Genomic DNA, 24,791 nt, shown 5'->3' with positions numbered 1-24,791 from the left:
ACGCTCGCCTGCGGACGGCCGCGTCCTCCGGGACGGCCCCCGGATCGGCTTGATCCACTAGCCCGACGGTCCTTGCGAGCTTCCTGGTCCTTGCCCACGGCTCTCCTTCTACGTGCATCCGAGGCCGCGGAGGCGCCGGTGGCCAACTCAGCGAACAGCGCGCTGCCAGTCCGCGACGTGGTCGCTGCTTTCCACCAGAGGCACTCCCGCCCATGGACGCCCTAGAAACAGGAGCCCGGGAGGCCGGCCGGCGGCATGGTGTCACCGCACGGCGGAGCCGCGGGACTCGCCTACTATACTGGATAGTGGGCGCTGCTGCCGCCACTACCGGACGACGCGGTCGCGCGCCGCGACTGTCGGGAGCTTCCCGGTCCCCACCTCGTTTGATAACTGGGCGTCTGGCCGGCCGGTTGGGTGGTCGTCGCTGGTTGCACCTGGAACACACCTGGCTCAGTACGCCGGAAGATCGCAGTCGTCACTCCTCTACGGTCGCTCCGCGGCGTTAGTGCCACCGGGCCCGCGCTGCGAGATCTGCATCCCGAACACCGTTGCGGCGGAGATCAGGAGCACGACTGGTCACCGTTGTTTCGCTTCCCGGGGAGCCAGCACAGCACCGGTGGAGGGATCTTTGGCCGTCGTCCCGCGGTCCTCGTGGACGGTGGCGACGACCCGCGGCGGGGTGAACCGGTTGAGCCGGGCGGCGTTGACCACGACGCTGATGCTCGACAGTGCCATGGCAGCGGCAGCGATCATCGGTGAGAGCAGGGCACCGGTGACCGGGTAGAGCAGGCCGGCGGCGATGGGGATCGCGGCGGTGTTGTACCCGAACGCCAGGAACAGGTTCTGCCGGATGTTGCGCATGGTGGCCTTGGACAGCGCCATCGCAGTCACCAGACCTCTCAGCTCGCCCGACATGAGCGTGACGTCGGCGGCCTCGATGGCGACGTCGGTGCCGGTACCGATGGCGATACCGACGTCGGCCTGGGCCAGTGCAGGGCTGTCGTTGATACCGTCGCCGACCATCGCCACGAGCTTGCCCTCGTCCTGCAGGCTGCGGACCTCGGCGGCCTTCTGCTCCGGCAGCACCTCGGCGAGGACGCGGTCGATACCGACCTGGCGGGCGACCGCGTGAGCCGTCCGCTCGTTGTCGCCGGTGATCATCGCCACCTCGAGTCCCAGGTCCTGCAGCGCCTGGATGGCCGCGACCGAGTCCGGCTTGATCGTGTCGGCGACGGCGATGAGCCCGGCGGGCCGTCCCGCGACGGCGACGAACATCGGGGTCTTCCCGTCATCGGCCAGCCGATGGGCATGCTCCTGGAGCTCGCCGGTCCCCATGCCGGCGTCCCGCAGCAGGCGGCCGTTGCCGATCAACACCTCCTGTCCGTCCACCGTCGCCCGAACACCCTTGCCGGTGACGGAGTCGAAGGCGGTCGGTCGCACGAGGTCGAGTCCGCGCTCACGGGCTCCGGCCACGATCGCACTGGCGAGCGGGTGCTCGCTGTCCGCCTCGGCAGAGGCCACGAGACCGAGCACCTCTCGCTCGTCCTGCCCGGCGACAGCGATCACGTCGGTCAGCGCCGGTGCGCCCCGGGTGATCGTGCCCGTCTTGTCGAGCACCACCGTGTCCAGCTTGTGGGCGGTCTCCAACGCCTCGGCGCTCTTGATCAAAACCCCCGCGTGGGCGCCCTTGCCGGTAGCGACCATGATCGACAGGGGGGTGGCCAGCCCCAGAGCACACGGGCAGGCGATGATCAGCACGCTGACGGTAGCGATCACAGCGAGGGTCAGGGCCGGGCCGAACACGAACCACAACACGAACGTGGCGATGGCGATGAAGACCACCGCCGGCACGAAGTAGCTCGCGACGGCATCGACGAGCCGCTGGATCGGTGCCTTGGAGGACTGCGCCTCCTGGACCAGCTTGATGATCTGGGCGAGGGCGGTCTCCGAGCCCACCCTGGTCGCCCGCATCGTGAAGGCGCCGGTCTGGTTCACCGTGGCACCGATGACCTCGTCGCCGGCCGCCTTGCTGACCGGGACGCTCTCACCCGTGACCATCGACTCGTCGATCGTGGAGCCGCCGTCAACGATCTCGCCATCGACCGGGATCTTCTCGCCAGGTCGGACGCGCACGTCGTCGCCGACCTCGACCTCGTCGACGCCGACCTCGACCTCCTCGCCGTCACGGAGCACGCGGGCCGTAGCCGGGGTGAGCTCGACGAGGGCACGGATGGCGTCACCGGTGCCGGCCCGGGCGCGGGCCTCGACCAGCCGGCCGAGGAGGATCAGCGTGATGATGACCGAGACGACCTCGTAGTAGACCTCGCGCACGTCCTCGGGCAGGACCCCTGGCACCACAGTGACCACGAGGCTGTAGCCGAACGCGGCGATGGTCCCCAGCGTGATGAGGCTGTTCATCTCGGCACTGCGATTGAGCAGCGCCCGCCATCCGGTGGTGTGGATCGGCCAGCCGACCCAGAAGAACACCGGCAGGGTCAGCAGCAGCTGGATGTACGGATTCTCGAGGAGGTCGGGCACGTACTGGCCGCCGATGAAGTGCCCGACCATCGTCGCGTACACCACCGGCAGGCTCAGAACTGCACCGACGGTGACGCGCCGAGTCAGGTCGCGAACCTCCTCGCGGTGCGCCTCCGCCTCGGCGTTCTCGGTCGACGCGGCTCCGGGTTCCGCCCGGAGCCGGGCTGGGAAGCCGGTGGCGGCCGCGACCGCCTCCGTCAGCCCGTCCACGTCGACCAGCGTCGGGTCGTACATGATCACCGCGCGTTCCGCGCCGAAGTTCACCTGGGCGGAGTCGACGCCCCCGACAGCTCGCAGCTGCGCTTCAGCACGTGCCACGTCGGTGGGCAGGCTGCGGAGCGCGCCGGGCAGCAGGAATTCGGCCCGTTCGCACCTCGCGACGTCGTCGACCCGGGGTCCGACGCCGACGGCGCGAGCGGTCTCCCGGTTCTCCTGCGTGACGCCTCGGGCGGCCTCGACAACGTCGCCGCCGCCTTGTTCTGGTGACGCCAAGGGGGTCTCGGGCCGCTCGGCCTTGGCGCGGAGCCCGTCACCCTCGCCGCCTTCCTCGGCGATGAGGGTGCCGTGCAGCATGTTCATCCCGCAGGCCCAACCGTATTCACCGGGTTGGTCGATGGCGAGATCCATCGTCGTCGTGCCGAAGGCGGCCAGCGAGGCGCTCTTGCGCAAGTCGGGGAACACCACCCGGGCTGTGCAGTCGCTGTTCTCCTGGCGATGGAACCGCAGCTGCACCGGGGAGCCGGCCTCGACCCGGATGAGGCTCGGTGAGTATCCGCCCTTGACGGTAATGTCGACGACCTGACGCCCGTCGTGGACCTCGGCATGCGTGGCCTTGCGCGGGGCGAAGAAGTACCAGGCCAGAGCCCCCGTGAGGGCGACGCCACCGGCGACGACGATCAGCTCAGTGGTGGTCACGTTCTCCTCCTTGCCGAGCCCGCGGGACAGGTGCGGCGTCCTGCTCTCCAGTGCTCACTGCCGCGCACTTTCAGACCGGGGGAATCGATCCCGATAGCGCATGAGTCCGCCGTCACCACCGTCGGTCTCCACCACGGGGTTCGTCCTCCAGCCCGACCTTCTTGGCGCTGCCGTAGTCGTCGTTGACCAGCACGACCTGGCGGCCGGGTCGGTCGAGGACCGACGCTGCGATGGAAGCCCGGTAGCCCGACCCGCAGTAGACCCAGACCTCGCCCTGGGGAACTTCATCGAGCCGGTCGGCGAGCTGGTGCAGGGGCATGTGCCGCGAGCTCCGAACGAACCCGGCGGCGCGCTCGTCGTCGCGGCGAGCATCGAGGATCTGCACCGGTCCGCGTTCGAGCTCGGTGGCCAGGCCGGCGAAGTCGCTCACCCGGTACGAACGCAGCGCCCCGTCATCGGCCAGGCTTTCGATGTCATCGATAGCGGCGCCGGCCAGCTCGTCGATGCCGATCCGTATCAGCTCTCGGCGAGCGTCGGCAATCTGGTGCTCGCTCTCCCCGATCAGGGTGAGCGGGGCGTCCCAGCGGTAGAGCCAGCCGAGGTAGGTGACGAGGTTGGTACCGAGCTCGAAGTTCAGCGACTCAGGCAGGTGATGGGCCGCGAAGGCCACTCGGTGACGCAGGTCCACGACCCACTCCCCGGCCTGGATCCGCCGGCGCAGCTCAGCGCCGTCGACCCGCTGTGGGAGGGAGAGGTCCACCGCCGGCGGGCCACTGCGGTTGATCGGGCTCATCCGCGCGTAGTAGGCCGGATAGACGTCGAGTCCGGCCAGCAGGGCGTCGACGTACTCCTGCTCCGCCAGCGTCAGGGCCGGGTTCGCCCCGACCTGCTCCCCCACCGTCGAGGCGGTGCCGCTGGTCGGAGTCGCGGAGCAGAAGCTGCCGAAGCCGTGGGTGGGGAAGACCTCCGCCTCGGCCGGCAGCTCGCGGACGAGCCGCTGCACCGAGTGGTACTGGGCGTGGGTTAGGCCGGTGGTGTCCTCCGGACTGACCAGGTCGGTGCGCCCAGTTGCCCCGAAGAGCATCGATCCACCGGTGAACACGCCGACGGCCTGCCCGTCGGCCTCGTGGAGGGCGTAGCTGACGTGGTGGTGGGTGTGGCCGGGGGTGTGCAGGACCCGGAGTCGCATCGCCCCGGCCTCCAGCACGTCACCGTCTTCGACGCTGAGGTGGTCGAACTCCGCCCCGCTGTCGGCCGGCAGGACGTAGACGGCGCCCGTCCGAGCGGCGAGCTCGAGTCCGCCGGTCAGATAGTCGTTGTGGATGTGCGTCTCCAGCACGTGGGTCACCTGCAGCCTCTGTGCGTTGACCAGGGCCAGCACCCGGTCGATGTCGCGCTGCGGGTCCACCACCACCGCAACCTCGCCGTCTGTCGCCAGGTAGCTGCGGTCGCCCAGGCTCGATGTCTCGATGGTGTCTACGACGGTCATCGCGGTCCTTCCGTGCGGAGGCGATCAGAGCGGATGGCACTGCCCCGCACATGCCGCTGGGCGGTGCCCGCGGCACGACCGACCACGGTCTCATCCGCCCGGCGGCTGGAGGATTCCCTCTCAGGCCCGTGAGGACGACTGGCTCTGCTCCGAGACTTCCCCGACGACGTTCCCGGCCTGCTGCTGGTCCGTACGGGCGAGATCGGCTTGGGCAACCATGCCGACGCAGCAGCCGCCGGCATCGACCACCGGCACCCGCCGGATCTTGCTGTCACTCATGATCCGCGCGACCTCATCGACGTCGTCGTCGGGACCGCAGCAGCTGGCCTGGGATGTCATCACCTCGGCGACCGGCGTTTCTGGGTCCTTGCCCTGGGCCACGCACCGACAGGTGATGTCCCGATCGGTCACCACGCCGACGACGTGGCGGGCGTCGTCCACGACGGGCAGGCAGCCGCAATCGTTGTCGGCCATCAGCTCGGCGGCTTCCCGGACCGTCGTCTCCGGCGAACAGCAGGTTGGGTCAGCGGTCATGACGTCGGATACGCGCACTGGGCACTCCCTTGAACAGATCGTGGCAGCCGGACCCTCGACTACTACCCGGACTCGTACTCGGTACTCGCGTCCGTCGGGTTCCTCTGTCGACACTGCCGGTCCGGCCGACGACACTGCCGGTCCGGCCGACGACACTGCCGGTCCGGCCGACCGTCCACGTCTCTGCACCGGGTGAAGGCCGGTCCCCGCTTCTGGCCTCACACCGGGATGCCACCCTGAGTCAGCGTGTCTGGCTTGGTGACCGTGTGCTCCTGCCCTCACCTGACGGGTGGGCTGGCCTCACGAGCCGCTGCTTACTATGTCGCCTAGGGGTCAGCATCCCGTCGCGGCCGCCTGTACTTCCCGGGAGGTCCTGTGCGCGTGGTCCGCGGTGGCACGGCAGCGAGCGTTGCGGTTCTCTTCGGCAGCCTGGTGCTGGCCGGTTGCGGTGCGGACGCCGGGGACCCGGGGGATGCGGATGCAGCGAACGGGGTATCCATCATCGCCGACGACGACGGCTTTCACGGCACACTCATGGATCCCCCGCGGCCTCGTCCCAGCCTCGAGCTGCGCACAACGAGTGGTGAGCCGTTCGACATCGGCGACCGGCCGGAGGACGAGATCACCATGTTGTTCTTCGGCTACACCCACTGCCCGGACGTCTGCCCCACGACGATGGCCGACCTGTCGCTCGCGCACGACATGCTCACGCCAGAGGTACAGGACCGGGTGCAGGTCGTGTTCGTGACCGAGGACCCCGCCCGGGACACGCCCGAGAAGCTGCGCGAGTGGCTCGACCGCTTCGACCCGGAGTTCACCGGGCTCATCGGGGGAAACGAAGCCACCGCGGCTGCGCTCACCGAGTTGTACCTCCCCGAGACCGCGCAGGTCCCCGCCGTCTCCGACGCCCCGGCGCATCCCCACGACGGGGACGATGCCCACCAGGAGTACGGGATCGACCACGCTGGTGCCGTCTATGTCTGGGGTCCGGGCGACCGCTCGATCGTCTACACCGGCGGCACGACACCCGAGCAGTACGCCGAGGACCTCACCGAGCTCGCCGCTGCCGGGTGAGGGCGGGATCCAACCGGGACCAGGGTGAGCGCGGCCGAGGTCCTCTTCACCGGGATTTCTTCTGCCTTCGGGTGCACTTTCGGGCCTCGATTCCCCGCTCGCCAGGCACGGGGAGGAGCCGGTGAGGCAACCATCCCCGCCCGTGACGTCGGACCGGGCACCCACGGGCGCCCAGGTCCCACCGGAGGGCAAGAGGGTCACCCGGCTGGCAGGCATGGCCCTCGCCGTTGCTGCCGGCGCCGCCTGGGCACTGGCCGCGCCGCCCCGTGGGTGGTGGCCACTGCTGTCGGTGGGCGCTGCAGCGCTGACCGTCGCGTTGTACAACCGGCCGCTGAGGGACCGGCTCCTCCTCGGCGCGACGACAGGATTGGTCCTCTACGGGGCCACGCTCCCGTGGCTGCTCGAGTTCCACGTCGCCGGGTATCTCGGAGTGGCGGCCCTCGAAGCCGGACTGCTCGCCGGGGCCGCCGCACTGGTTCCCTCTGCCGCGCACGGCCGTTGGTCCGGTGGATGGTGGGCGCTCCCGGCTGCCCTCGTGCTGCTCGAAGCCGTTCAGGCCCGGTTCCCGCTGGGCGGCTTTCCGCTCGTCGCCTTGTCCCTCAGTCAGCCCGACGGGCCCTTCCTCGGCGCCGCCGCGCTCGGTGGCTCGCTCCTGGTCACCGGCGCGGCGGCAGCTACGGGAGTCGCGCTTGCGGCGCTGTTCGTCCTGCCGGATCGACGTCGCCGGGCCGTTGCTGCCGGCGGGGCTCTGGCCGTCAGCGTCCTCCCGGTCGCCGTCGGGTCGAACCTCACGACTCGTGACGCGGGGACGTTGGATGCGGTCGTCGTGCAGGGCGGCGGTCCGCTCGGGGAGCGGGCGGTTGACTCCGACGCGTACGCAGTCACCCAGCGCCATCTCGACCTGGCCCGGGACGTCAGCGGCTCCCCCGATCTCGTACTGCTCCCGGAGAACGTCGTCCACGTCGACGGGCCGATCGGTGCGACATTGACAGGGGCTGCCCTGGCCGAGCTGGCCCGGGAGCTGGGCGCACCTGTCGTCGTCGGCATCGTCGAGACCGAGGGCGACGGATTCCGCAACGCTGCGGTCCTCTGGGGACCGGACGGCGATCGGCTGGCCCGGTACGAGAAGGAGCACCGGGTGCCGTTCGGGGAGTACATTCCCGCCCGAGGCCTCCTGGAGAAGGTCACCGATGCCACGGCGCTGGTCCCGCGGGACGCGATCGTCGGCGAAGGAGAAGCACTCCTCGAGTCACCCGCCGGGCCGCTCGGGGTGGTCATCTCCTACGAGGTCTTCTTCGCCGACCGGGTGCAGGAGGCCGTGGCTGCGGGCGGACAGGTGGTCCTGGTTCCCACCAACGCCGCATCCTTCGTCACCGAGGAGGTGCCGGCAGCCGAGCTCGCCGCAGCTCGACTACGGGCCCGAGAGTTCGGCCGCACCGTCCTGCAGGCTGCGCCCACCGGCTACTCCGCCGTCATCCTGCCCAGCGGACAGGTGATCGCCAGGAGCGACCTGGGGACAGCAGCGCTCCTCAGGGAGAGGATTCCGCTGCGCGTCGGGTTGACGCCGTACGCCCGCTCCGGGGATCTGCCGGTCATCGCCCTGGCAACCCTCATCCTGGTGGGGACGGCGTTCCGACGCCGACCGCGGCAGTCCGCTGCGGACGCCGGGCACCCGTAGATCGCACCGGGGAACGCCGATCAGGCGCCTCCCGGATCAGCCGGGAGGACGCCCGATCGGCTTCCTCGGCGCCGCCCCGTTCGCCAGGCCGCCGACAGGACCTCAGCGGGAGGAGATGCTGGGATCCGGAACCGGCCCGTCGGTCACGGGCGCCCCCTCCGGCGAGCGGTCCCCCACGGCTCCCCCGTCGACACGGTCCGACGCCAGAGCCTTGAACCGGCGCAGCCGCAGGCTGTTGGAGACGACGAACACCGAGCTGAAGGCCATCGCCGCCCCGGCGATGAGCGGGTTCAGCAGCCCGGCGGCCGCCAGTGGAAGTGCGGCGACGTTGTAGGCGAAGGCCCAGAACAGGTTGCCCTTGATGGTGGACAGCGTCTTCCGTGCGAGCCGGATGGCGTCCGCTGCAGCTCGGAGATCGCCGCGGACGAGCGTCAGGTCGCTGGCCTCGATGGCGACGTCCGTGCCGGTCCCCATGGCCAGACCGAGGTCCGCCTGAGCAAGGGCGGCGGCGTCGTTCACCCCGTCACCGACCATCGCCACGACCTTGCCCTCGTCCTGGAGTCGCTTGACGACATCGACCTTGTCCTGCGGGAGGACCTCGGCGAACACCTCGTCGATGCCGACCTGCTGGGCGACCGAGCGGGCAACGGTCTCGTTGTCCCCCGTGAGCAGGATGGGCGTGAGTCCGAGGTCGCGAAACTGCCGGATGGCCTGGGCCGAGGTCGGCTTGATGGCATCGGCCAGGACGAGGACGCCGCGGGCAGCGCCGTCCCAGCCGACCACGACGGCGGTCCTGCCCTCCTCCTCGGCTGCAGCCTTGGCCTGCTGGAGGTCGGCGGGTATCTGCTGCGCCCAGTCGGCGAACAGCCGGACGCGTCCTACCAGGACCGCGTGGCCGTCCACGACTCCCTGAACGCCGAGCCCCTCGATGTTCGTGAAGCCCTCCACGCTCGGGAGCTGCCCCGTCCGCTGCGCGGCACCGGCGGCGATGGCCTGAGCGATCGGGTGTTCCGAGGCGTTCTCCAGCGCGCCGGCGAGCCGCAGCACCTCGTTGACGTCTTCTCCGGAAGCGACGGCGACGTCGAGCAGGGTCATTCGCCCGGTGGTGACCGTGCCGGTCTTGTCGAGGACGACGGTGTCCACGCGGCGGGTGGACTCGAGCACCTCCGGACCCTTGATGAGGATGCCCAGTTGAGCCCCACGGCCGGTACCGACCATCAGCGCTGTAGGAGTGGCGAGACCCAGGGCGCAGGGGCAGGCGATGATCAACACGGCGACGGCCGCGGTGAAGGCCATGCCGACGCCCCCGCCGATGGCGAGCCAGAAGACCAGGGTCGCCACTGCCAGCGCGATGACGATCGGGACGAAGATCCCGGAGATGCGGTCGGCCAGGCGCTGGACCTCGGCCTTGCCGTTCTGGGCCTCCTCGACCAGTCGTGCCATCTGCGCCAGCTGGGTGTCCCCACCGACCCGGGTCGCGCGCACGACGAGACGACCACCGGCGTTGACCGTGGCGCCGACGACCGCATCCTCGAGCCCGACCTCCACGGGTACCGACTCACCGGTGACCATGGACGCGTCCACCGCGGACGCTCCCTCGGTAATCACGCCGTCGGTGGCGATCTTCTCCCCCGGCCGGACAACGAACAGGTCACCGACCGCGAGCTGGTCGACGGGGATCCGGTGTTCCTGTCCGTCTCGCAGGACGGACACCTCCTTGGCGCCGAGCTCGAGGAGCGCGCGCAGCGCCGCACCCGAACGCCGCTTGGCGCGCGCCTCGAAGTAGCGCCCTGCGAGCAACGCGGTGGCGATACCCGAGGCGGCCTCCAGATAGATGTTGGCGCTGCCGTCGGTGTGCGCGACGGAGAACTCGAACTCGTGGGTCAGGCCCGGGACGCCGGCGGTCCCGAAGAAAAGCGCATAGACCGACCAGCCGAGAGCGGCCAGCGTGCCCATCGAGATCAGGGTGTCCATGGTGGCCGCGCGGTGGCGCAGGTTGGCCCAGGCCGCCTCGTGGAACCGCCAGCCACCCCACACGACCACCGGAGCGGCCAGGGTCAGGGACAACCACTGCCAGTACGTGAACTGCAGGGCCGGGATCATCGCCATGGCGATCACCGGGACCGTCAGCGCGGTCGAGACCAGCAGCCGGTGGCGCAGCTCGCGCACGTCGTCGTCAGCCGCCGGCCCGGGCTCGGTGTCGTCCGCCGCCGACCGTGGTGGCTCCGGCAGCCGGGCCGTGTAGCCGACCTTCTGCACCGCCGCCAGGAGGTCCTCGGGAGTCACACCCGGGGCGTAGCTGACCTTTGCCTTCTCGGTCGCGTAGTTGACCGTGGCCGTGACGCCGTCCAGCTTGTTCAGCCGCTTCTCGATCCGTGCGGCGCAGGACGCGCAGGTCATGCCGCTGATCGCCAGTTCGACCTGTTCTTCCCCAGTAGGCGTGGTGCCATCACGGGTTGCGGAGCTCATCGATCCTCCTGGTAGCGAGGTTGCCGGGCAGGTGGCTGGTGGCAGCACCGCCGGCCTGCCGGTCATGGGAGGACGCCCGGCGGCCAACCTGGCGCACAGCTCCCGCCCTCGTCCTCACGACGGCGGCGCCAGGCAGCTGAGCGGTCAGCGGTCAGCGGTCAGCGGTCAGCGGTCAGCGGTCAGCCAGTGCGTACCCCGCCTCTTCCACAGCCGCGCGTACGGCGGACTCATCAACTGCGGTGTCGCTGGTGACGCTGAGCCCCCCGGTGGCCAGATCCACCTGCACGGCGGTGACGCCGGGCAGCTCGTTCACCTCCTCGGTCACAGCAGAGACGCAGTGCCCACAGGTCATGCCGACCACGGTGTAGGTCGAAGTACTCATCGGACGAATGTCCTCTCGATCGTTGATGGCAGGTCTATGGAGCGCGCCGTCCCTCTGGCGAGGTCTGCCACTGGCTCACGACCGCACCAGCCGGGCAATGGCTTCCGATGCCTCCCGAAGCTGGTCCTCGGCCGCTCGGCCACCGCGGTCGGCGGCCTGCAGAACGCAGTGGCGTAGATGCTCGTCCAGCAGACCGAGCGCCACGGCTTGCAGGGCCCGGGTCATGGAGGAGACCTGGGTGAGGATGTCGATGCCGTACTCCTCGTCATCGACCATCCGCTGAAGCCCGCGAGCCTGACCCTCGATCCGCCGTAGCCGCTTCAGGTGATCGTCCTTGCGGCGGATGTACCCCTCGGACATCTGCCCCTCCAGCGGTTCCACGGCGCCTCCGCCTCTCAGTCGCTCAGTCCGACCCAACACACATACCCCCCCCGCCGTATTCGCGGAGGGACGCGACCCGCTGTCAGCACAGTGCGGTCGAGGTAGGAGTGGCGACCGGCGAGATCCGTCCTTCCTTCCGTACACGGACCGCCCTTTCAGCGAAACCGGCGCCCGTGACGGATAGCTCGGGGCGGTGACGGGCACCATCGACTCAGCCGGGAGCGCCCCCGCCCGGAGGCCCCCGCGAGACAAGCTTACTATCTTGTTTAGTACTAGCCTGCCGAGAATCACCAGGAGGTCGTCGCAGTGGGTGGAGACATGGGCATGACGGGGATGTGGGGCATGGGCCTGGGCATGCTCCTGTGGACGGTCCTGCTGATTGCGTTGGTCGCGGTAGCCGTGGTCCTCGTGGTGAAGGCAGTCCGCCGCCCTGAACCGGCACACCGAGGGGGCAACGGTGGGCGCGAGGACCGGTCCGCCGAGGACGAAGTCCGGATGCGGTATGCCCGCGGCGAGCTGGACAGCGAAGAGTTCCGCCAGCGACTGCAGGATTTGCGCGACACCTGATTCCCCCGAGCTCGGACCGGGAACCCTGACGCCAGCCGCAGAGGCCCTTCCTCAGGCTGAGGACAGCAGACTGTTCATCAGCTCTTGGAGTCCCTCCGGCGTCAACTGGCCCACTCGACGGTCGACGACGCGCCCTTGCTCGTCGACCGCGAGGGTCACGGGCAGGCCTCGCACGCCGAGCTCGCGCAGTAGCTCGGCCTCCGCATCCACCGCGTGGGGATAGCCGATCCCGAGGTCGCTCAAGAATGCAGCGGCCGCTTCGGGGTCGTCCTGGGTGTCGATGCCGAGAAAGCGCACGTCCTGGCCGTGCCGCGCGTAGGCCTCCTGAAGCAGGGGCATCTCCTCGCGGCAGGGGAGGCACCAGGTCGCCCAGAGGTTTACTAGCGTCGGACGACCGGTCAGACGGTCCAACGCGACGTCCGGTCCAGGGCCGAGACACGGCAACGTGAGTGAGGACAGCGCGTCGGCACCTGACGCGACGGGCCGCGCGGGGAGTTCCTCGCACGGTGGCGCGGCATCTACCGGCAGCCCTCCGGATGCCCCAGACGATGGGGAGTCGCCGACAACAGTCGCGTCCGGCGCACAGCCGGCCAGTAAGGCGGCGGTCAGCAGCCCGCCGGCCAGCCGCGCCGGCATTAGGACTCCCGATACAGCTCGGTGAAGGTTTCCCCCCCGTCGGTGGAGACCAGGACCGCGGCGCCGACGGCGACGTAGACCTCATCCCCCTCCACGGTCAGCGCCGCCGGTGCACCGCCGACACTTTCGCGCTCCTCCCAGGTCCGCCCGCCGTCGGTGCTCACGAACACGGTCCCGTCGGGGGCGACCCCGGCCGCCGTGCCTCCGTCGGCCGCGACGTCTACCAGCACCAGCAGCGGAGCGCCGGCGACGGCTGTGAAGTTCTTCCCGGCGTCCTCGCTCACCACCAGGCCGGCCTCGGTGGTGGCCAGCAGCCGCTGCGGATCGGCCGGGTCGACGGCGAGGTCGGCGATCCGCATCTCGCCGCGATCGGCCCACTCCACGCCGTCCTCGCTGACCAGCAGCCGGCCACCGCTGTAGCCATAGATCATGTCGCCCGCGGCGTCCAACGCATGGAAGTCTGCCTCACCGGCCAGCGACAGCGTCTCCCAGGTCTGCCCGCCGTCGGTGCTCTCGATCAAGCCCAGATTTCCCGGACCGTCCTGCCCCTCGCCGGGGTGACCGCTGGCCAGGTAGTGCTCGGGGCCGACGACGGTGAAGCCCATGAAGTCCTGCACCCGGTCGGCGATGCGGGTCAGCTCCCCGTCTGAGGTGATGTGCACCAGCCCGTAGTGCGTGCCGGCGTAGAGGCTGTCGTCGGCCGGGTCGACACCGAGCCCGTGCACGTGCTCGAGGGTCACGTCCTCCGGGTGGGCGTGGCTGCCGTCGTCGTGGCTGTGCGTCTCGCCGTCAGCTGTCTCCTGGTGTCCTGCGGTGGCGTCGGTGCCGCAAGCGGAGAGAACCAAGGGTGCGACGATCGCCGCCCCGATCAGTAGGCGCCGGCCGGCCCCGTGAGGACCACTGGTCGGGAGAGCTGCCGAGGGGCGGCGAAGGATGGACGGAACGAGCGAAGACATGAAGTCCCTACAGACGGAATCGGATCACTAACTCCGATAGTAATCCCTCCGGTTCGGGGATCAGCTCCATCCGGCGCCGGGGAGGACGCACAGTCCGCTGGAGGTGGCCGCCAGCAGCGGCCAGGCGGCGAGCATGATGGGACCGCCCACCGCCAGCACTGCGACCGTGATGGCAGCGACGCGCGGCAGTGCTCCGATAGGCGCCGCAGGCCGCAGGAGACGCGTCACCCGCAGCGCCCCGACCCCTTGGGCAGCCGCGAGGGCGGTGCTCGGCGCGCGCATGCCTGCCAGGGTCACGAGCGCGGAAGCGACCTCCACCCGGTGCACCTGCCGTGCAGCGGCGTCGTCCGCCAACAGTTCCACAAGCTGCTCGATCCCCCCGGTCGCCCGACCGAACAGCGGGACCCCCGGGAAAGCCCGCGCGAGCATGCGGGCGCCCCCGACTGCCAGGTGGTGGCGGCCGTGGAGATGGGCGCGCTCGTGCGCCAACACACCGGCGAGCTCCTCGTCGGAGAGGGTCGCCACAGCGGCGCTCGTCAGGACGACAGCCTTGTGGCGACCGGGGACGCAGAACGCTGCCACCTCCTGCGACTCCACGACCAGAGCCCCCAGCTCTGGTTCATGGCGAGCGCCCATGAGGACCGAGGACTGCAGTCGCCGCCGCGACCTTCCGTCGCGCAACCCGCTGCGGACGGCCACCCAGCACAACCTCAACGGCACGAGGCCGGCCAGCAGGAACCCCGCGAGGATGGCGGGCAACCTTCCGGGAGAGCTGTACACGCTGGCGATCGTCGCCGCGCACGCGTCCAGGACCGCGGCGAGACCTTCGCTGACTGCCGTGGCCGGCGCCAGGAACGTCAGCCCGGCGAGCACTGTTGCGAGAACGACTCCGGCCGACGTGGCCTGCCACGCGAAGACGGCCAACCGCGGAGCCCGGACCGACCAGTCTCCCTCGATCACTCGCGGAGCCAGCACGGCAAGCAGCACCGCGAAGACGAGCAGGCCGCCGGTGATCACGGAGCGCTGGCTTGCCGAGCCGCCTCGACCGCTGTCCTGAGGGTTGCGACGGTGTCCGGGTCCAGGTCGGCCACGAAGTGCATCAGCACCTCGTCACGGTCGCGAGCCTCCCCGAGCACTTCCTGAAGAAGCGCTGCAGAGTGCTCGCTCCAGGTGCGAGCTGGTGTGTACCGCCAGGCACGACCTTCCATCTCGCGCCGCAACGCACCCTTGCGGTGGAGGTTGTCCATGACCGTCATCACGGTGGTGTACGCCAGGTTGCGAGAGCCGTCGTTCAGCTCTCCGAGGACGTCCCGGACGGTTGCCGCCTCACCACGCCGCCACAAGCACTGCATGACCGCAGCCTCGAGCTCACCGAACGGACGCACCGGACCTCCCATGATCGGACGGCTGCTATCCCTAGGGTTTTCGAGAACCGTTCCGGATGGCAGCCAGCGCAGGCAAGCGTACTACTCCAGCTAGTGGCCGAGGAGCTGCTCACTCCGCTGGGTGTCAGGACCCGGACAGCCGGCGGGTGAAGAGGCCGACGCGAGCAGTACCCCGGCCAGAGGTGGGGAGTCCCAGCCGTCCACCGGCCAGGTCGCCCCCTCGTGGACGACCGCCACCGCTGACGGTTGGACGGCGGATCAGGCCCCCTTCTCGATCGGGACGCCGACGAGCGAGCCGTACTCGACCCAGCTGCCGTCGTAGTTCTTGACGTCGGTCCTGCCGAGCAGCTCGCGCAGCACGAACCAGGTGTGGCTGGAGCGCTCGCCGATCCGGCAGTAGGCGATGGTCGGCTTGCTCTCGTCGTAGCCCTGCTCGGCGTAGAGCTTCTCGAGCTCGGCGTCGCTCATGAAGGTGCCGTCCTCGTTGGCGGCCTTGCTCCACGGGATGTTGATCGCGGTGGGCACGTGCCCGGCCTTCTGCGACTGCTCCTGGGGCAGGTGCGCGGGGGCGAGGATCTTGCCGGAGAACTCGTCGGGCGAGCGGACGTCGACGAGGTTCTTGCTGCCGATGGAGGCGACGACCTCGTCGCGGAACGCGCGGATGGACAGGTCCGGCTCGGAGGCCCGGTACTGCGTGGCCGGGCGCTGAGGAGCGTCCTTGGACAGCGGGCGGCCGTCGAGCTCCCACTTCTTGCGGCCGCCGTCCATCAGCTTGACGTCGGAGTGGCCGTAGATCTGGAAGTACCAGTACGCGTAGGCGGCGAACCAGTTGTTGTTGCCGCCGTAGAGGACGACGGTGTCGTCGTTGGCGATGCCGCGCGAGGACAGCAGCGCCTCGAAGGCGCTCTTCTCCAGGAAGTCGCGGCGCAGCGGGTCCTGCAGGTCCTTCTTCCAGTCCAGCTTGACGGCGCCCTCGATGTGGCCGCCGTCGTAGGCGGTGGTGTCCTCGTCGACCTCGACGAAGACGATGCCGGGCTGGCCCAGGTTCTCCTGGGCCCAGTCGACGGTGACGAGCACGTCGTTGCGGCTCATGGAGGTCTCCTTCTGGTCGGATGTTCAGGCTTTCAGACGGCGCACACGGACATCCACAACCGGCGCCCGCGGACGTGACCCTGCGCTCTCCGCTACGGGCGCCGGTTCGAGAACTAGGCTATTACGATCGACCCTAGTAGTGCTTGCCGGCCATCCCCGTCGCGGCAGCTACTACTTAGCTCCGTACTATCCACGCGCGTACTGCTGTTGACGTTGAGCACTCCTCTCCCCCGGCGCCGAAGAAGGTGGAAGCTGCCCGTGTCCCCCGCTTCCCGGCTGCCGTACGACGCCTGCCCTGCTGGGCGGCAGGCTCAGCCGGATGCGGTGATCCAGCTGCACGGCATCGCGGTCGCGGTCGAGCGCACACCAGTCCTCCGGGACCTGACGCTCACCGTGGGAGCGGGCGAGGCAGTGGGGGTGATCGGGGCGAACGGGTCGGGCAAGAGCACGCTGTTGCGCCTGCTGGCCACCCTGCTTTCCCCTGCCGCCGGCACCGGTCGGGTACTCGGTTCGGCGCTGGGCAGCCGCGAGTGCGAGAAGATCCGTCCTCAGATCGCCCTGATCGGGCACTCCCCCGCGCTCTATTCCCGGCTCACGCTGGCCGAGAACCTGCGCTTCTTCTGTCGTCTGACCGGCGTCGACGTGTCGGCCGTCAGCTCGGCCCTGGACGCAGTCGGACTGGGTCGGGCCGCGGACCGGCCCGCGGACCGCTGCTCCCAGGGAATGCAACGTCGCGCGGAGCTGGCGCGGGTCATCCTCAGCGCGCCGGCCCTGCTGCTGCTGGACGAACCGCACGCCGGGCTGGACAGCGGGTCCGCCGGCCTCGTCGACGTCATCATCGACGAGGTACGCGAGCGCGAGGGCGCTGCCGTCGTCGTCTCCCACGATCGCGCCCGGCTGGACGCGGCCGTCGACCGGGTGCTGGATCTCCGGGAGGGGAGCCTCCGCGAAGTCCTTCCCGCGGCCACGATGGTCCCCGGGCAGGGATTCCGGTGACCCCGCCCGGCCCGGCGCGACAGGCTCTGGAACTGGCCCGGAAGGACCTGCTCCTCGAGGGGCGGGCCGGGGAGACTCTGCTGGTCACCGCCCCGTTCGGCGGCGTGGCGCTACTCCTCTTCCCGCTCGCCATCGGCACCGACGTCCCCCTGCTGCGCTCGGTCGGCTACGGCATCTACTGGGTCGTCGTGCTGCTCTTCGGCGTGCTGGTCAGCCTGCGGCAGAGCGCCGCGGACACGCCCGCCCAGGTGGCGCTGCTGCGGCTCACCGGAGTCCATCCCGTCGTCCGGCTCACCGGGCGGGCGGCAGCCAACGCCCTGCTGCTGCTGGCATTCGAGCTGACGTTGCTCCCGGTGGCAGTGATGATCTACGACCCGCCCCTGGACAGCTGGCCGTGGCTGCTCGCGGTCCTGCCGCTGGTCGCCGCGGGGCTGGCCGTGCTCGGGACCTTGGCCGGCGCCCTCGCGCAGGGCCTGGCAGGCCGCACGACCCTCGGCCCCCTCCTGGTGGTTCCGCTGGCGCTTCCCTTGCTCCTGTCGGCCACCCAGGTGGCCGAGGCGGTGCGCTACGGCCGGGAACCGTGGAGCTGGGTGGCCCTGCTGCTGCTCGTCGACGTCGTCGCCGCACTCGCGGTCGCCCTCTTCGCCCGATCCCTCGAGGAGTTCTCGTGACGTCCGTCTCCCGCCGGCTGACCGCCGTCACCGTCGTCGTCATGGCCGGGGCCCTGGCCGCAGCGCTGACCGCTCCCCCGGACCGGCTGCAGGGCAACCTGCAGCGGCTGATGTACGTCCACGTGCCGGCAGCGTGGCTCGCCTACCTCAGCTTCGCCATCACGTTGGGCGCCAGCGCGGGCTGGCTGTGGAAGCGCCGAGCGTCCCTGGACCGGCTCGCCTCGGCCAGTGCGGAGGTCGGGGTGTTCTTCACCGGACTGACCATCGCGCTCGGCTCGATCTGGGGGAAACCGGTCTGGGGAGTCTGGTGGACCTGGGATCCGCGCCTGGTGACGACCGCCATGATGTTCTTCGTCTACCTGGGCTACCTGGCGCTGCGCCGGGCGACCCTGGACGCCACCGTCCGAGCCCGGCGGAGCGCCGTGTTCGGGGTCCTGGCCTTCGCCCAGATCCCCGTCGTCCACATGTCCGTGGTGTGGTGGCGGGCGGTGCACCAGCCGCCGACGGTGCTCAAGCCGGCGGCCCCCACGATCGACGAGTGGATGCTCGCCGCCCTGCTGCTGAACGTCCTCGCCTTCACGCTCGTCTACGTCCTACTCCTGCGCACTCGCGTCCGACTGGCCGTCGCCGAGGAGACCTACGACGCCGCCCACGACCGTGCCGCCGGCGAGCTCGCCGGGCAGGCGATCACCACCCCGGACTACCGGAAGGAGTTCCCGAACCATGTCTGAGTGGGCATGGGTGGCGCTGGGGTTCGGCGTCACCTACGGGGCCATGAGCGGATACGCCGTCTGGTTGCAGCACCGGCTGAGTGGCGTCAACCGGCGCATCGAGAAGATCCGATGAGGCGATACCGGCTGCTGGCCGTGTCGGTGCTGGGCGTCGCGGGGATCCTGCTCGGGGTGCTCTTCGTCGGCAACATCAACGGGAACCTCGTGTACTTCCTGACGCCGCACGAGGCACTCGCGCAGAAGGCCGACTTCGAGGACGGCAGGCGCTTCCAGATCGGCGGTCTGGTGCAGGACGGCAGCGTGGTAACGACGGACGAGGGGCTGCGCTTCGTCGTCGTCTCCGGCCCCGCGGAAGTTCCGGTGGCCTACCGGGGGTCCCCCGCGCAGCTGTTCCGCCCCGGCATCGGAGTGGTGATGGAGGGAGCCTGGGACGGCGACACCTTCCGCTCCGACACCATGATCATCAAGCACGACGAGAACTACCAGCCTCCCGATAGCGCCGAGGGCGAACCCGGCGATGGGGCGCCGTGACGGTCCGGATGGTGCCCCGAGCGTCCGCCACCCGTAAGCGCTTGCTCGGACGGGCCGGTCGGGTTTCGGTCGCCGCGGCGCTGCTCACCACGGCCTGCACCGGCCCCGGTGAACCGGGGAGCGGCGTCATACCCCAGGCTCAGGAAGGCGACCTTCCCTCGACGACCCCCTGCCCCCACCCCCTGGAGGCAGGCGGCGGCGCGGGGACCCAACTCCCCGACATCACCCTGACCTGCCTGGGCCAGCCGACCGAACTGGCGTTGCGGGAACTGCCCGCGGTTCCGGTCGTCCTCACCTTCTGGGCGTCGTGGTGCGGGATCTGCCGCGAGGAGATGCCGGAGTTGCAGCGCCTCGCCGACGAGGTCGGGGACCAGGTGCTCTTCCTCGGCGTCAACGCCAAGGACGGGGAGCGGCCGGCGCGGTTCCTGCTGGACGATCTCGGCATCACCCACGCCAACCTGTACGACCCGTCGGGCCGGTCGCTCGATCTGCTGCCCAGCCCCGGGGTTCCCACCACCCTGGTCCTCGCGCCCGACGGAGAGATCGTCGACAAGGTCATCGGCGCGACGGACCAGGAACGGCTGCGCACGCTACTCACGGAGCGGCTAGGGGTCCAGCTCGCCGACGGCCCCTCCGCGGCCACCGACTGAGCAGCGCCGTCCGTGGACCTCCTGCCTCTGGCTTTCCTGTCGCTGATCGCGGGCGTGGTGTCGTTCACCTCGCCGTGCGCGCTGCCACTTCTGCCCGGCTACGTCTCCTACGTGTCCAGCCTGGCCCCTCCGGCCGGCGTCCCGGCGGCCGCCACCGGTGGGGCTCCCCCTGCGCCCGTCCGTGACCGGGTGCTGGCCGGGTCCCTGCTGTTCGTGCTCGGCTTCACCATCGTGTTCACCGCCCTGGGTGCAACCGCCTCCGGCCTGGCGCTGCTCCTGGCCCAGCACCGGGCAACCATCAACGTCGTCGGAGGCGCGTTCATCATCGCGATGGGGCTGGCCACGGCGGGTGTCCTGCGGCTGCCGCTGCTGCACCGCCAGGTACGCATGGACCTCAGCCGGATCGGGCGCGGCCCGGGCAGCGCACTCGCGCTCGGCGCGGCCTTCGCCTTCGGTTGGACGCCGTGCGTCGGCCCCGTGCTGGCCGCGATCCTCACCACCGCCGCAGGGTCGGGGACGGTCGCCAGGGGCGCTCTGCTGCTGCTCGTCTATTCCATCGGTCTGGGCATCCCCTTCCTGCTCGTCGCCCTCGGGGTCCGGCGCGGCCGGCTGCGCCTGGACTGGCTCCGGCGCAACTCCCGGAAGATCGAGGTATTCGGCGGAGTGCTCCTCGTCGCCATGGGCATCGGCATCGCCACGGGCAGCTGGACGCGGCTGATGAGCGGACTGCTGGCCTTCTACGCCCGGTTCGGCTGGCCGCCGATCTGAACCCGACCGGCTGCAGGTGATCACCCCACCGCGAGCTGACCCTGCACAGGACCGCCTCCCGCAGACACGTGGGAGGCCCGCCTGCCCAGCCGGTCCCGAGCTGCGCTACTCCCGGTCCACGTAGGGCTCCCCCGGCGCGGGCTGCACCGAGCCGGAGGTCCGGGACTGCGGGTCCCGCCCGGCCAGCACCTCCTCCACCGCGCCGGCCAGGAGGGGAAAGGTGGAGGCGCCGGTGATCTTGCCTCGGATGACGCCGTCACGGTCGATGATGAAGGTCTCGGGAACGCCGAAGACGCCGAAGTCGAGCGCGGCGGTGGAGTCCGGGTCGGTGACGTAGCGGTAGTTGTCACCACCGCGACCCATCTCGTCGAGGAACCCGACCGCGGCATCCTGCTCGTCCTGGTAGACGATGCCGACGAAGGTCACGCCGGCATCCCGGTAGGTATCGGCCACGGCCAGCAGCGCCGGGTGTTCCTCGCGGCAGGCGACGCACCACGACGCCCAGAAGTTGACGACGACGACCTCGCCCCGGAGGTCGGAGAACCGCAGCGGCGCGCCGCCCTCCAGGGCAGGCAGCTCCAGATCGGGGACGGCCGTACCGATCAGCGGCGTCTCGACAAGCGACGGGTCGGCGTCCAGCCGGCTGCCGAAGACCACACCGGTGGCGACGGCGGCAACCGCCACAACCACCGCCACCCAACGGACGGCGCGTCCCCGTCGCACCGGTCTCATCCCTCCCGGTGACTCCTCCGGCGCCACGACCGAACCCGGGGCTGTCAAGTCCTTCACCCGCCGTCACCCCCGGCCGCATCGAGCTGCGCGCGGGCAGCTGCGGCCAGCTCCTCGACCTGGTCGGCCACATCCGGCGGCAGATCCGGACGTTCCGCCATCTCGGCCAGCACCTCGAGGGCACCGCCCGGATCGTCGAGCCAGTGCAACCGCAGATTCGCGTCGAACCACAGTGCATCGAGCAGCGTGGGGTCCAGGCGCCGCGCCTGGGTGATGTAGTCCTCGGCCTTGTCCGGTTGCTCGGCGAGGAGATACGCCCAGCCGACGTACGCCAGCGCCTCCGGGTTGTCCGGCTCCCGCTTGAGCGCCTCGGTGAAGTGCAGCATCGCCGAGGGCAGGTCGCCGACCTCCACGTACCGCCGTGCCAGAGCCAATCGCATGCCCACGACATCGGGATTGGCCTGTACCACGGCCTCCATCTCGCTGTTGGTCACCGTGGAGAGGTCGCGGCCCCCGGGCACCGGCTCGGCAGCCGCGTCCGGCTGGTTGCCGTCCAGCTCGTTGCCGGTGACGAAGCCCCCGGCAGGGCGGTCCAGCACCGACTGTGGCAGGAGCACCGTGGCGGCGATGACGGCGGCCGCCAGGGTGACCAGGTAGGCCGCTCGACGTGCCCGGACAGCCCTGCCGCCTACCCTGGCCGCTGCCGGAGACAGACCTCGCTCCGGCGCATCCAGCTCACGAATGGCGGCGGCGGCCTCGGCCTCGTAACGGGGACGTAGCCGCGCGACGTCGGCGTCGGTCAGCTCTCCCTCGGCGTGCTGACGCTCGATCTCCTCGAGATCCCGCAGCGCGTGGTCACGCCGCTCCTCCAGTTCCTCACGGCTCACGGTTCGTCGTCCTCGTCCGGGTGGCGGCGGATCCGTGCGTCGGCGAGAGCGGCAGCGACCCTATCCCGGTCGTCATCGGACAGTTCCGGCACATCCGGGGAGCGCCGAGCACGGGTCAGAACCAGGACCACGCCCCCGATGGCGACGACGGCAGGCAGCACCAGCAGCCAGACGCCGCGGCCCTGCGCGGGCGGGTCGAGGAGGACCCATTCCCCGTAGCGCGCCTCGAAGTACTGCAGGATCTCGGCGTCGGAGCGGCCGGCCGCCACCTGCTCGGCCACGCTGCGCCGCATGGCCACCGCCGTCTCCGACGGGGATTCGGCGATCGAGACCGACTTGCACACCGGGCAGCGCAGCTGGCCTTCCAGCTCGGCGACCCGGTCACGCGGACCGGGACCGGCCGCGAACAAGCCGACCACGGTGACGGTCAACAAGGTAAGCAGCAGAGCCGACGTCACACCCACCCGGCGGCGGTCAGGCACGGTCGCGCCCTTCGCCCTGCTCGGCGGGCGGATCGGACAGCACCGCGACAGCCTGTGGAGCCCCTGCGTCTGCGTTTGCAGGCGCATCCGCCTCGACGGCGGCAGGGGTCGCGCTGCGGACGCGGCGCCGAGGCCTGCCGCCCACCGCCCAGAAACCACCGGCGGCGACCAGGAGACCGCCGGCCCACAGCGTCCACATCAGCGGATAGCGGTAGAGGTTCACCGACACCTGACCGTCTTCCAGTGAGGTGAGGGCGACGTAGATGTCCTCGCGCGGTGTGGACCAGACCGAGGGCGTTGCCACCGCCTGCTGCTGGCTGGGGTACTGGTTGAGCGAAGGCCCGGCGATCCGCACCACGTCGGCGCCCTCGCGGATCTGGAACTCCGCCGCCACCTCGGTGCGGTGGGATCGCTGGATGGTCTCGTTGCCGGTGTAGGTCACCGTGTAACCGCCGAACTCCACCGATTCCCCCTGCCGCAGGGTGGCCGTCGTGCGCTCGGACAGGTCGGCCGAGACGGCGATGGCGAGAGCGACCAGCACCAGACCGATGTGGGACAGCTGCCCACCCCAGTAGCCGCGCTGTCGACGGACCATCTGGAACAGGGTGGCCGGCCGACGATCGGGCGCGCTGGTGACCAGTTGCCGCGCGCTGGCCGCCACGATCGCCGTCGCCAGCAGGGCCACGGCGACGACCGCGACCGACCGGACTCCGGCCACCACGAGACCGGCACTGACCAGGCTGCCGGCCAGCAGAGCCGGACGCAGCCGCGCCCATAGCAGCCGGCCGTTGGCAGCCCGGTACGGGGTGAACGGCCCCACTCCCATCGCGAGCAGCAGGGCGAAGGAGATGGGCACCGCCATCCGGTCGAAGAAGGGACGTCCGACCGACGTCTGCGCCCCGGTGAACGCCTCGACGAACACCGGATACAGGGTGCCGAGCAGCACGACGAAGGCGAAGAGGGAGAGCAGCAGGTTGTTCACGAGGAACGCTCCCTCGCGGCTGGCCAGGGACTCCAGCCGGTCGGGGGAAGCCAGCCCGGGCGCGCGCAGTGCGAACAGTGTGAACCCGCCGACGACCACGACGACGAAGAAGCCGAGCAGCGCCGGACCCACCGGCGACTGGGTGAAGCTGTGCACCGAGGCGACCACCGAGGACCGGGTGAGGAAGGTCCCCAGGATCGTCAGGGCGAAGGTCGTCAGGACCAGGACGAAGTTCCAGGACTGGAGGGTCCCGCGCCGGACCTGGACGACGGCCGAGTGGATGAAGGCGGTGGCCGTCAGCCACGGGATCAGGGCGGCGTTCTCCACCGGGTCCCACGCCCAGAAGCCACCCCAGCCCAGCACCTCGTAGGACCACCAGGCGCCCAGGACCAGCCCGGCGGACAGGAAGGACCAGGCGACGAGGTTGGCCCGGCGGGTGCGGCGTAGCCAGTCGATTCCCGGCGTACGGGTCAGCAGGGCCGACATGGCGAACGCGAAGGGCACAGTGAACCCGACGTATCCGAGGTAGAGCAACGGGGGGTGGATGGTGACGAGGAGGTGGTTCTGCAGGAGTGCGTTTGGCCCGGGGCCGTCGGCCGGCGGCTGGGCGAGGACCTCGAACGGGTTCGCCACGGTGGAGACCAGCCCGAAGAAGAAGGTGGCCACCAGCCCCATGAACGCCAGCGCACCGACGCCCAGCCGGTCATCGACCGAGCGGACCTGCCGTAGCACCACGGCGGTGAAGCCGGCCAGCACCACGACCCACAGCACGATGCTGCCTTCCAGAGCCGACCAGGCTGCGGTCAGCTTGAAGAGCACCGGTGTCGCCCGCGAGCTGTTCCCCGCGACGAAGGACACCGCGAAGTCGTCGGTGAGCAGCGCGATCTCCAAGGCGATGAACGCCACCGCGGCGCCGACCACCATGCCGACGACCGGCTGTTGCAGCTGTCCCCGCGTCGCTCGGTCGGGAGTGCGCAGCGCTCGGAAGCCGAAGACGGCCAGCGCGATGGAGCTGGCGAGGCCGAGCATGACGCCTGCCCAGCCCGCGGCCGCGAGGATCACCGGTCCACCCCCACCTGCGGCCTGACCGTGGCCATGTCGTTCGTGCCTCGCTGAGCTCGAGCGCCTGCAGCCGCCGCGAACCTCAGCGAATCGCTCCCCCAGGACATCAGGGTGCGACCTCCCTCATACGAGTCCAGCATCGAAGCGCGGATCCCCTGGGCGCTGTCCGGCGGAGCGGCAGCCGCTCCCACAGAGGGGACGCGCAG

Annotated in this window: 25 protein-coding genes; 10 read left to right on the top strand and 15 right to left on the bottom strand. The window is 70.3% G+C overall.

What is annotated here, in order from left to right; translation table 11 throughout:
• Window positions 1–576: 576 nt before the first annotated feature.
• The 3 genes from DQ237_RS18795 to DQ237_RS18785 form a co-directional block, all read right to left on the bottom strand.
• Window positions 577–3,453, bottom strand: a complete 2,877-nt coding sequence (locus tag DQ237_RS18795; RefSeq protein ID WP_113801669.1) for a heavy metal translocating P-type ATPase — start codon at window positions 3,451–3,453, stop codon at window positions 577–579.
• A 112-nt stretch (window positions 3,454–3,565) separates the two neighbouring features.
• Window positions 3,566–4,942, bottom strand: coding sequence for an MBL fold metallo-hydrolase (locus tag DQ237_RS18790; RefSeq protein WP_113801668.1), 1,377 nt, complete (start codon window positions 4,940–4,942; stop codon window positions 3,566–3,568).
• A 120-nt stretch (window positions 4,943–5,062) separates the two neighbouring features.
• On the bottom strand, window positions 5,063–5,494 hold the full coding sequence (locus DQ237_RS18785) for a CBS domain-containing protein (RefSeq protein ID WP_113801667.1): 432 nt from the start codon (window positions 5,492–5,494) through the stop codon (window positions 5,063–5,065).
• 516 nt (window positions 5,495–6,010) lie between these two features.
• On the opposite strand from DQ237_RS18785, the gene DQ237_RS18780 reads away from it, so the two are divergent.
• Both DQ237_RS18780 and lnt read left to right on the top strand, forming a co-directional pair.
• Window positions 6,011–6,550: an SCO family protein gene (locus DQ237_RS18780; RefSeq protein WP_113801693.1), complete on the top strand. Its 540-nt coding sequence runs from the start codon at window positions 6,011–6,013 to the stop codon at window positions 6,548–6,550.
• A 142-nt stretch (window positions 6,551–6,692) separates the two neighbouring features.
• Window positions 6,693–8,228, top strand: coding sequence for an apolipoprotein N-acyltransferase (gene lnt, locus DQ237_RS18775; RefSeq protein ID WP_236827475.1), 1,536 nt, complete (start codon window positions 6,693–6,695; stop codon window positions 8,226–8,228).
• A 102-nt stretch (window positions 8,229–8,330) separates the two neighbouring features.
• Here lnt and DQ237_RS18770 read toward each other — a convergent pair whose 3' ends face one another.
• The 3 genes from DQ237_RS18770 to DQ237_RS18760 all read right to left on the bottom strand — a co-directional run bounded on the left by DQ237_RS18770 (window position 8,331) and on the right by DQ237_RS18760 (window position 11,439).
• The gene (locus tag DQ237_RS18770) at window positions 8,331–10,697 is read right to left on the bottom strand and encodes a cation-translocating P-type ATPase (RefSeq protein WP_113801666.1); all 2,367 of its coding nucleotides are present in this window, start codon (window positions 10,695–10,697) and stop codon (window positions 8,331–8,333) included.
• Between the two features lie 172 nt (window positions 10,698–10,869).
• On the bottom strand, window positions 10,870–11,079 hold the full coding sequence (locus tag DQ237_RS18765; protein WP_113801665.1) for a heavy-metal-associated domain-containing protein: 210 nt from the start codon (window positions 11,077–11,079) through the stop codon (window positions 10,870–10,872).
• 75 nt (window positions 11,080–11,154) lie between these two features.
• A complete protein-coding gene (locus DQ237_RS18760; RefSeq protein WP_113801691.1) occupies window positions 11,155–11,439 on the bottom strand; it encodes a metal-sensitive transcriptional regulator in 285 nt (94 codons plus the stop codon).
• 345 nt (window positions 11,440–11,784) lie between these two features.
• Here DQ237_RS18760 and DQ237_RS18755 point away from each other — a divergent pair, with 345 nt between their 5' ends.
• Window positions 11,785–12,027 (top strand): SHOCT domain-containing protein, encoded by a 243-nt coding sequence (locus DQ237_RS18755; protein ID WP_205730290.1) that lies wholly within the window; start codon window positions 11,785–11,787, stop codon window positions 12,025–12,027.
• 51 nt (window positions 12,028–12,078) lie between these two features.
• Here DQ237_RS18755 and DQ237_RS18750 read toward each other — a convergent pair whose 3' ends face one another.
• The 5 genes from DQ237_RS18750 to DQ237_RS18730 form a co-directional block, all read right to left on the bottom strand.
• Window positions 12,079–12,663 (bottom strand): TlpA disulfide reductase family protein, encoded by a 585-nt coding sequence (locus DQ237_RS18750; protein WP_113801663.1) that lies wholly within the window; start codon window positions 12,661–12,663, stop codon window positions 12,079–12,081.
• Window positions 12,663–13,508 (bottom strand): F510_1955 family glycosylhydrolase, encoded by an 846-nt coding sequence (locus tag DQ237_RS18745; RefSeq protein ID WP_147251855.1) that lies wholly within the window; start codon window positions 13,506–13,508, stop codon window positions 12,663–12,665. Before DQ237_RS18745 ends, DQ237_RS18750 begins: the two co-directional genes overlap by 1 nt.
• A 171-nt stretch (window positions 13,509–13,679) precedes the next feature.
• Window positions 13,680–14,636, bottom strand: coding sequence for a M56 family metallopeptidase (locus tag DQ237_RS18740; protein WP_113801661.1), 957 nt, complete (start codon window positions 14,634–14,636; stop codon window positions 13,680–13,682).
• A complete protein-coding gene (locus DQ237_RS18735; protein ID WP_113801660.1) occupies window positions 14,633–15,004 on the bottom strand; it encodes a BlaI/MecI/CopY family transcriptional regulator in 372 nt (123 codons plus the stop codon). The genes DQ237_RS18740 and DQ237_RS18735 overlap by 4 nt, the downstream gene beginning before the upstream one ends.
• A 258-nt stretch (window positions 15,005–15,262) precedes the next feature.
• Complete coding sequence (locus DQ237_RS18730) at window positions 15,263–16,096, bottom strand: sulfurtransferase (RefSeq protein ID WP_113801659.1); 834 nt, start codon at window positions 16,094–16,096, stop codon at window positions 15,263–15,265.
• Window positions 16,097–16,354: 258 nt separating this feature from the next.
• Between DQ237_RS18730 and ccmA the strand changes: the two genes are divergently transcribed.
• Genes ccmA through DQ237_RS18700 form a run of 7 tightly spaced genes read left to right on the top strand, consistent with a single transcriptional unit; the run spans window position 16,355 to window position 20,443 of the window.
• The gene (ccmA, locus tag DQ237_RS18725; protein WP_240619749.1) at window positions 16,355–17,092 is read left to right on the top strand and encodes a heme ABC exporter ATP-binding protein CcmA; all 738 of its coding nucleotides are present in this window, start codon (window positions 16,355–16,357) and stop codon (window positions 17,090–17,092) included.
• Window positions 17,089–17,763, top strand: coding sequence for a heme exporter protein CcmB (locus DQ237_RS18720; RefSeq protein ID WP_113801657.1), 675 nt, complete (start codon window positions 17,089–17,091; stop codon window positions 17,761–17,763). The genes ccmA and DQ237_RS18720 overlap by 4 nt, the downstream gene beginning before the upstream one ends.
• A complete protein-coding gene (ccsA, locus tag DQ237_RS18715) occupies window positions 17,760–18,494 on the top strand; it encodes a cytochrome c biogenesis protein CcsA (protein WP_113801656.1) in 735 nt (244 codons plus the stop codon). Before DQ237_RS18720 ends, ccsA begins: the two co-directional genes overlap by 4 nt.
• The gene (locus DQ237_RS20460) at window positions 18,487–18,609 is read left to right on the top strand and encodes a hypothetical protein (RefSeq protein ID WP_255411561.1); all 123 of its coding nucleotides are present in this window, start codon (window positions 18,487–18,489) and stop codon (window positions 18,607–18,609) included. Before ccsA ends, DQ237_RS20460 begins: the two co-directional genes overlap by 8 nt.
• Complete coding sequence (locus DQ237_RS18710) at window positions 18,606–19,025, top strand: cytochrome c maturation protein CcmE (protein ID WP_113801655.1); 420 nt, start codon at window positions 18,606–18,608, stop codon at window positions 19,023–19,025. Before DQ237_RS20460 ends, DQ237_RS18710 begins: the two co-directional genes overlap by 4 nt.
• 8 nt (window positions 19,026–19,033) lie before the next feature.
• On the top strand, window positions 19,034–19,675 hold the full coding sequence (locus tag DQ237_RS20455; RefSeq protein ID WP_255411563.1) for a TlpA disulfide reductase family protein: 642 nt from the start codon (window positions 19,034–19,036) through the stop codon (window positions 19,673–19,675).
• A 12-nt stretch (window positions 19,676–19,687) separates the two neighbouring features.
• Complete coding sequence (locus tag DQ237_RS18700) at window positions 19,688–20,443, top strand: cytochrome c biogenesis CcdA family protein (RefSeq protein ID WP_113801653.1); 756 nt, start codon at window positions 19,688–19,690, stop codon at window positions 20,441–20,443.
• A 105-nt stretch (window positions 20,444–20,548) separates the two neighbouring features.
• Here DQ237_RS18700 and DQ237_RS18695 read toward each other — a convergent pair whose 3' ends face one another.
• The 4 genes from DQ237_RS18695 to DQ237_RS18680 all read right to left on the bottom strand — a co-directional run bounded on the left by DQ237_RS18695 (window position 20,549) and on the right by DQ237_RS18680 (window position 24,585).
• Window positions 20,549–21,127, bottom strand: coding sequence for a redoxin family protein (locus DQ237_RS18695; protein WP_240619747.1), 579 nt, complete (start codon window positions 21,125–21,127; stop codon window positions 20,549–20,551).
• A gap of 101 nt (window positions 21,128–21,228) precedes the next feature.
• Window positions 21,229–22,059, bottom strand: coding sequence for a tetratricopeptide repeat protein (locus tag DQ237_RS18690; protein WP_113801651.1), 831 nt, complete (start codon window positions 22,057–22,059; stop codon window positions 21,229–21,231).
• Window positions 22,056–22,493, bottom strand: coding sequence for a cytochrome c-type biogenesis protein (locus DQ237_RS18685; RefSeq protein ID WP_240619746.1), 438 nt, complete (start codon window positions 22,491–22,493; stop codon window positions 22,056–22,058). Before DQ237_RS18685 ends, DQ237_RS18690 begins: the two co-directional genes overlap by 4 nt.
• A gap of 40 nt (window positions 22,494–22,533) precedes the next feature.
• The gene (locus tag DQ237_RS18680; RefSeq protein ID WP_205730289.1) at window positions 22,534–24,585 is read right to left on the bottom strand and encodes a heme lyase CcmF/NrfE family subunit; all 2,052 of its coding nucleotides are present in this window, start codon (window positions 24,583–24,585) and stop codon (window positions 22,534–22,536) included.
• Between the last annotated feature and the right edge of the window lie 206 nt (window positions 24,586–24,791).

The sequence above is a fragment of the Blastococcus sp. TF02-8 genome (genome assembly GCF_003319175.1).
Classification (GTDB): Bacteria; Actinomycetota; Actinomycetes; order Mycobacteriales; family Geodermatophilaceae; genus Blastococcus.
Note: the sequence above shows the minus strand (reverse complement) of the source record. Positions and strands in the feature narration are given on the sequence as shown.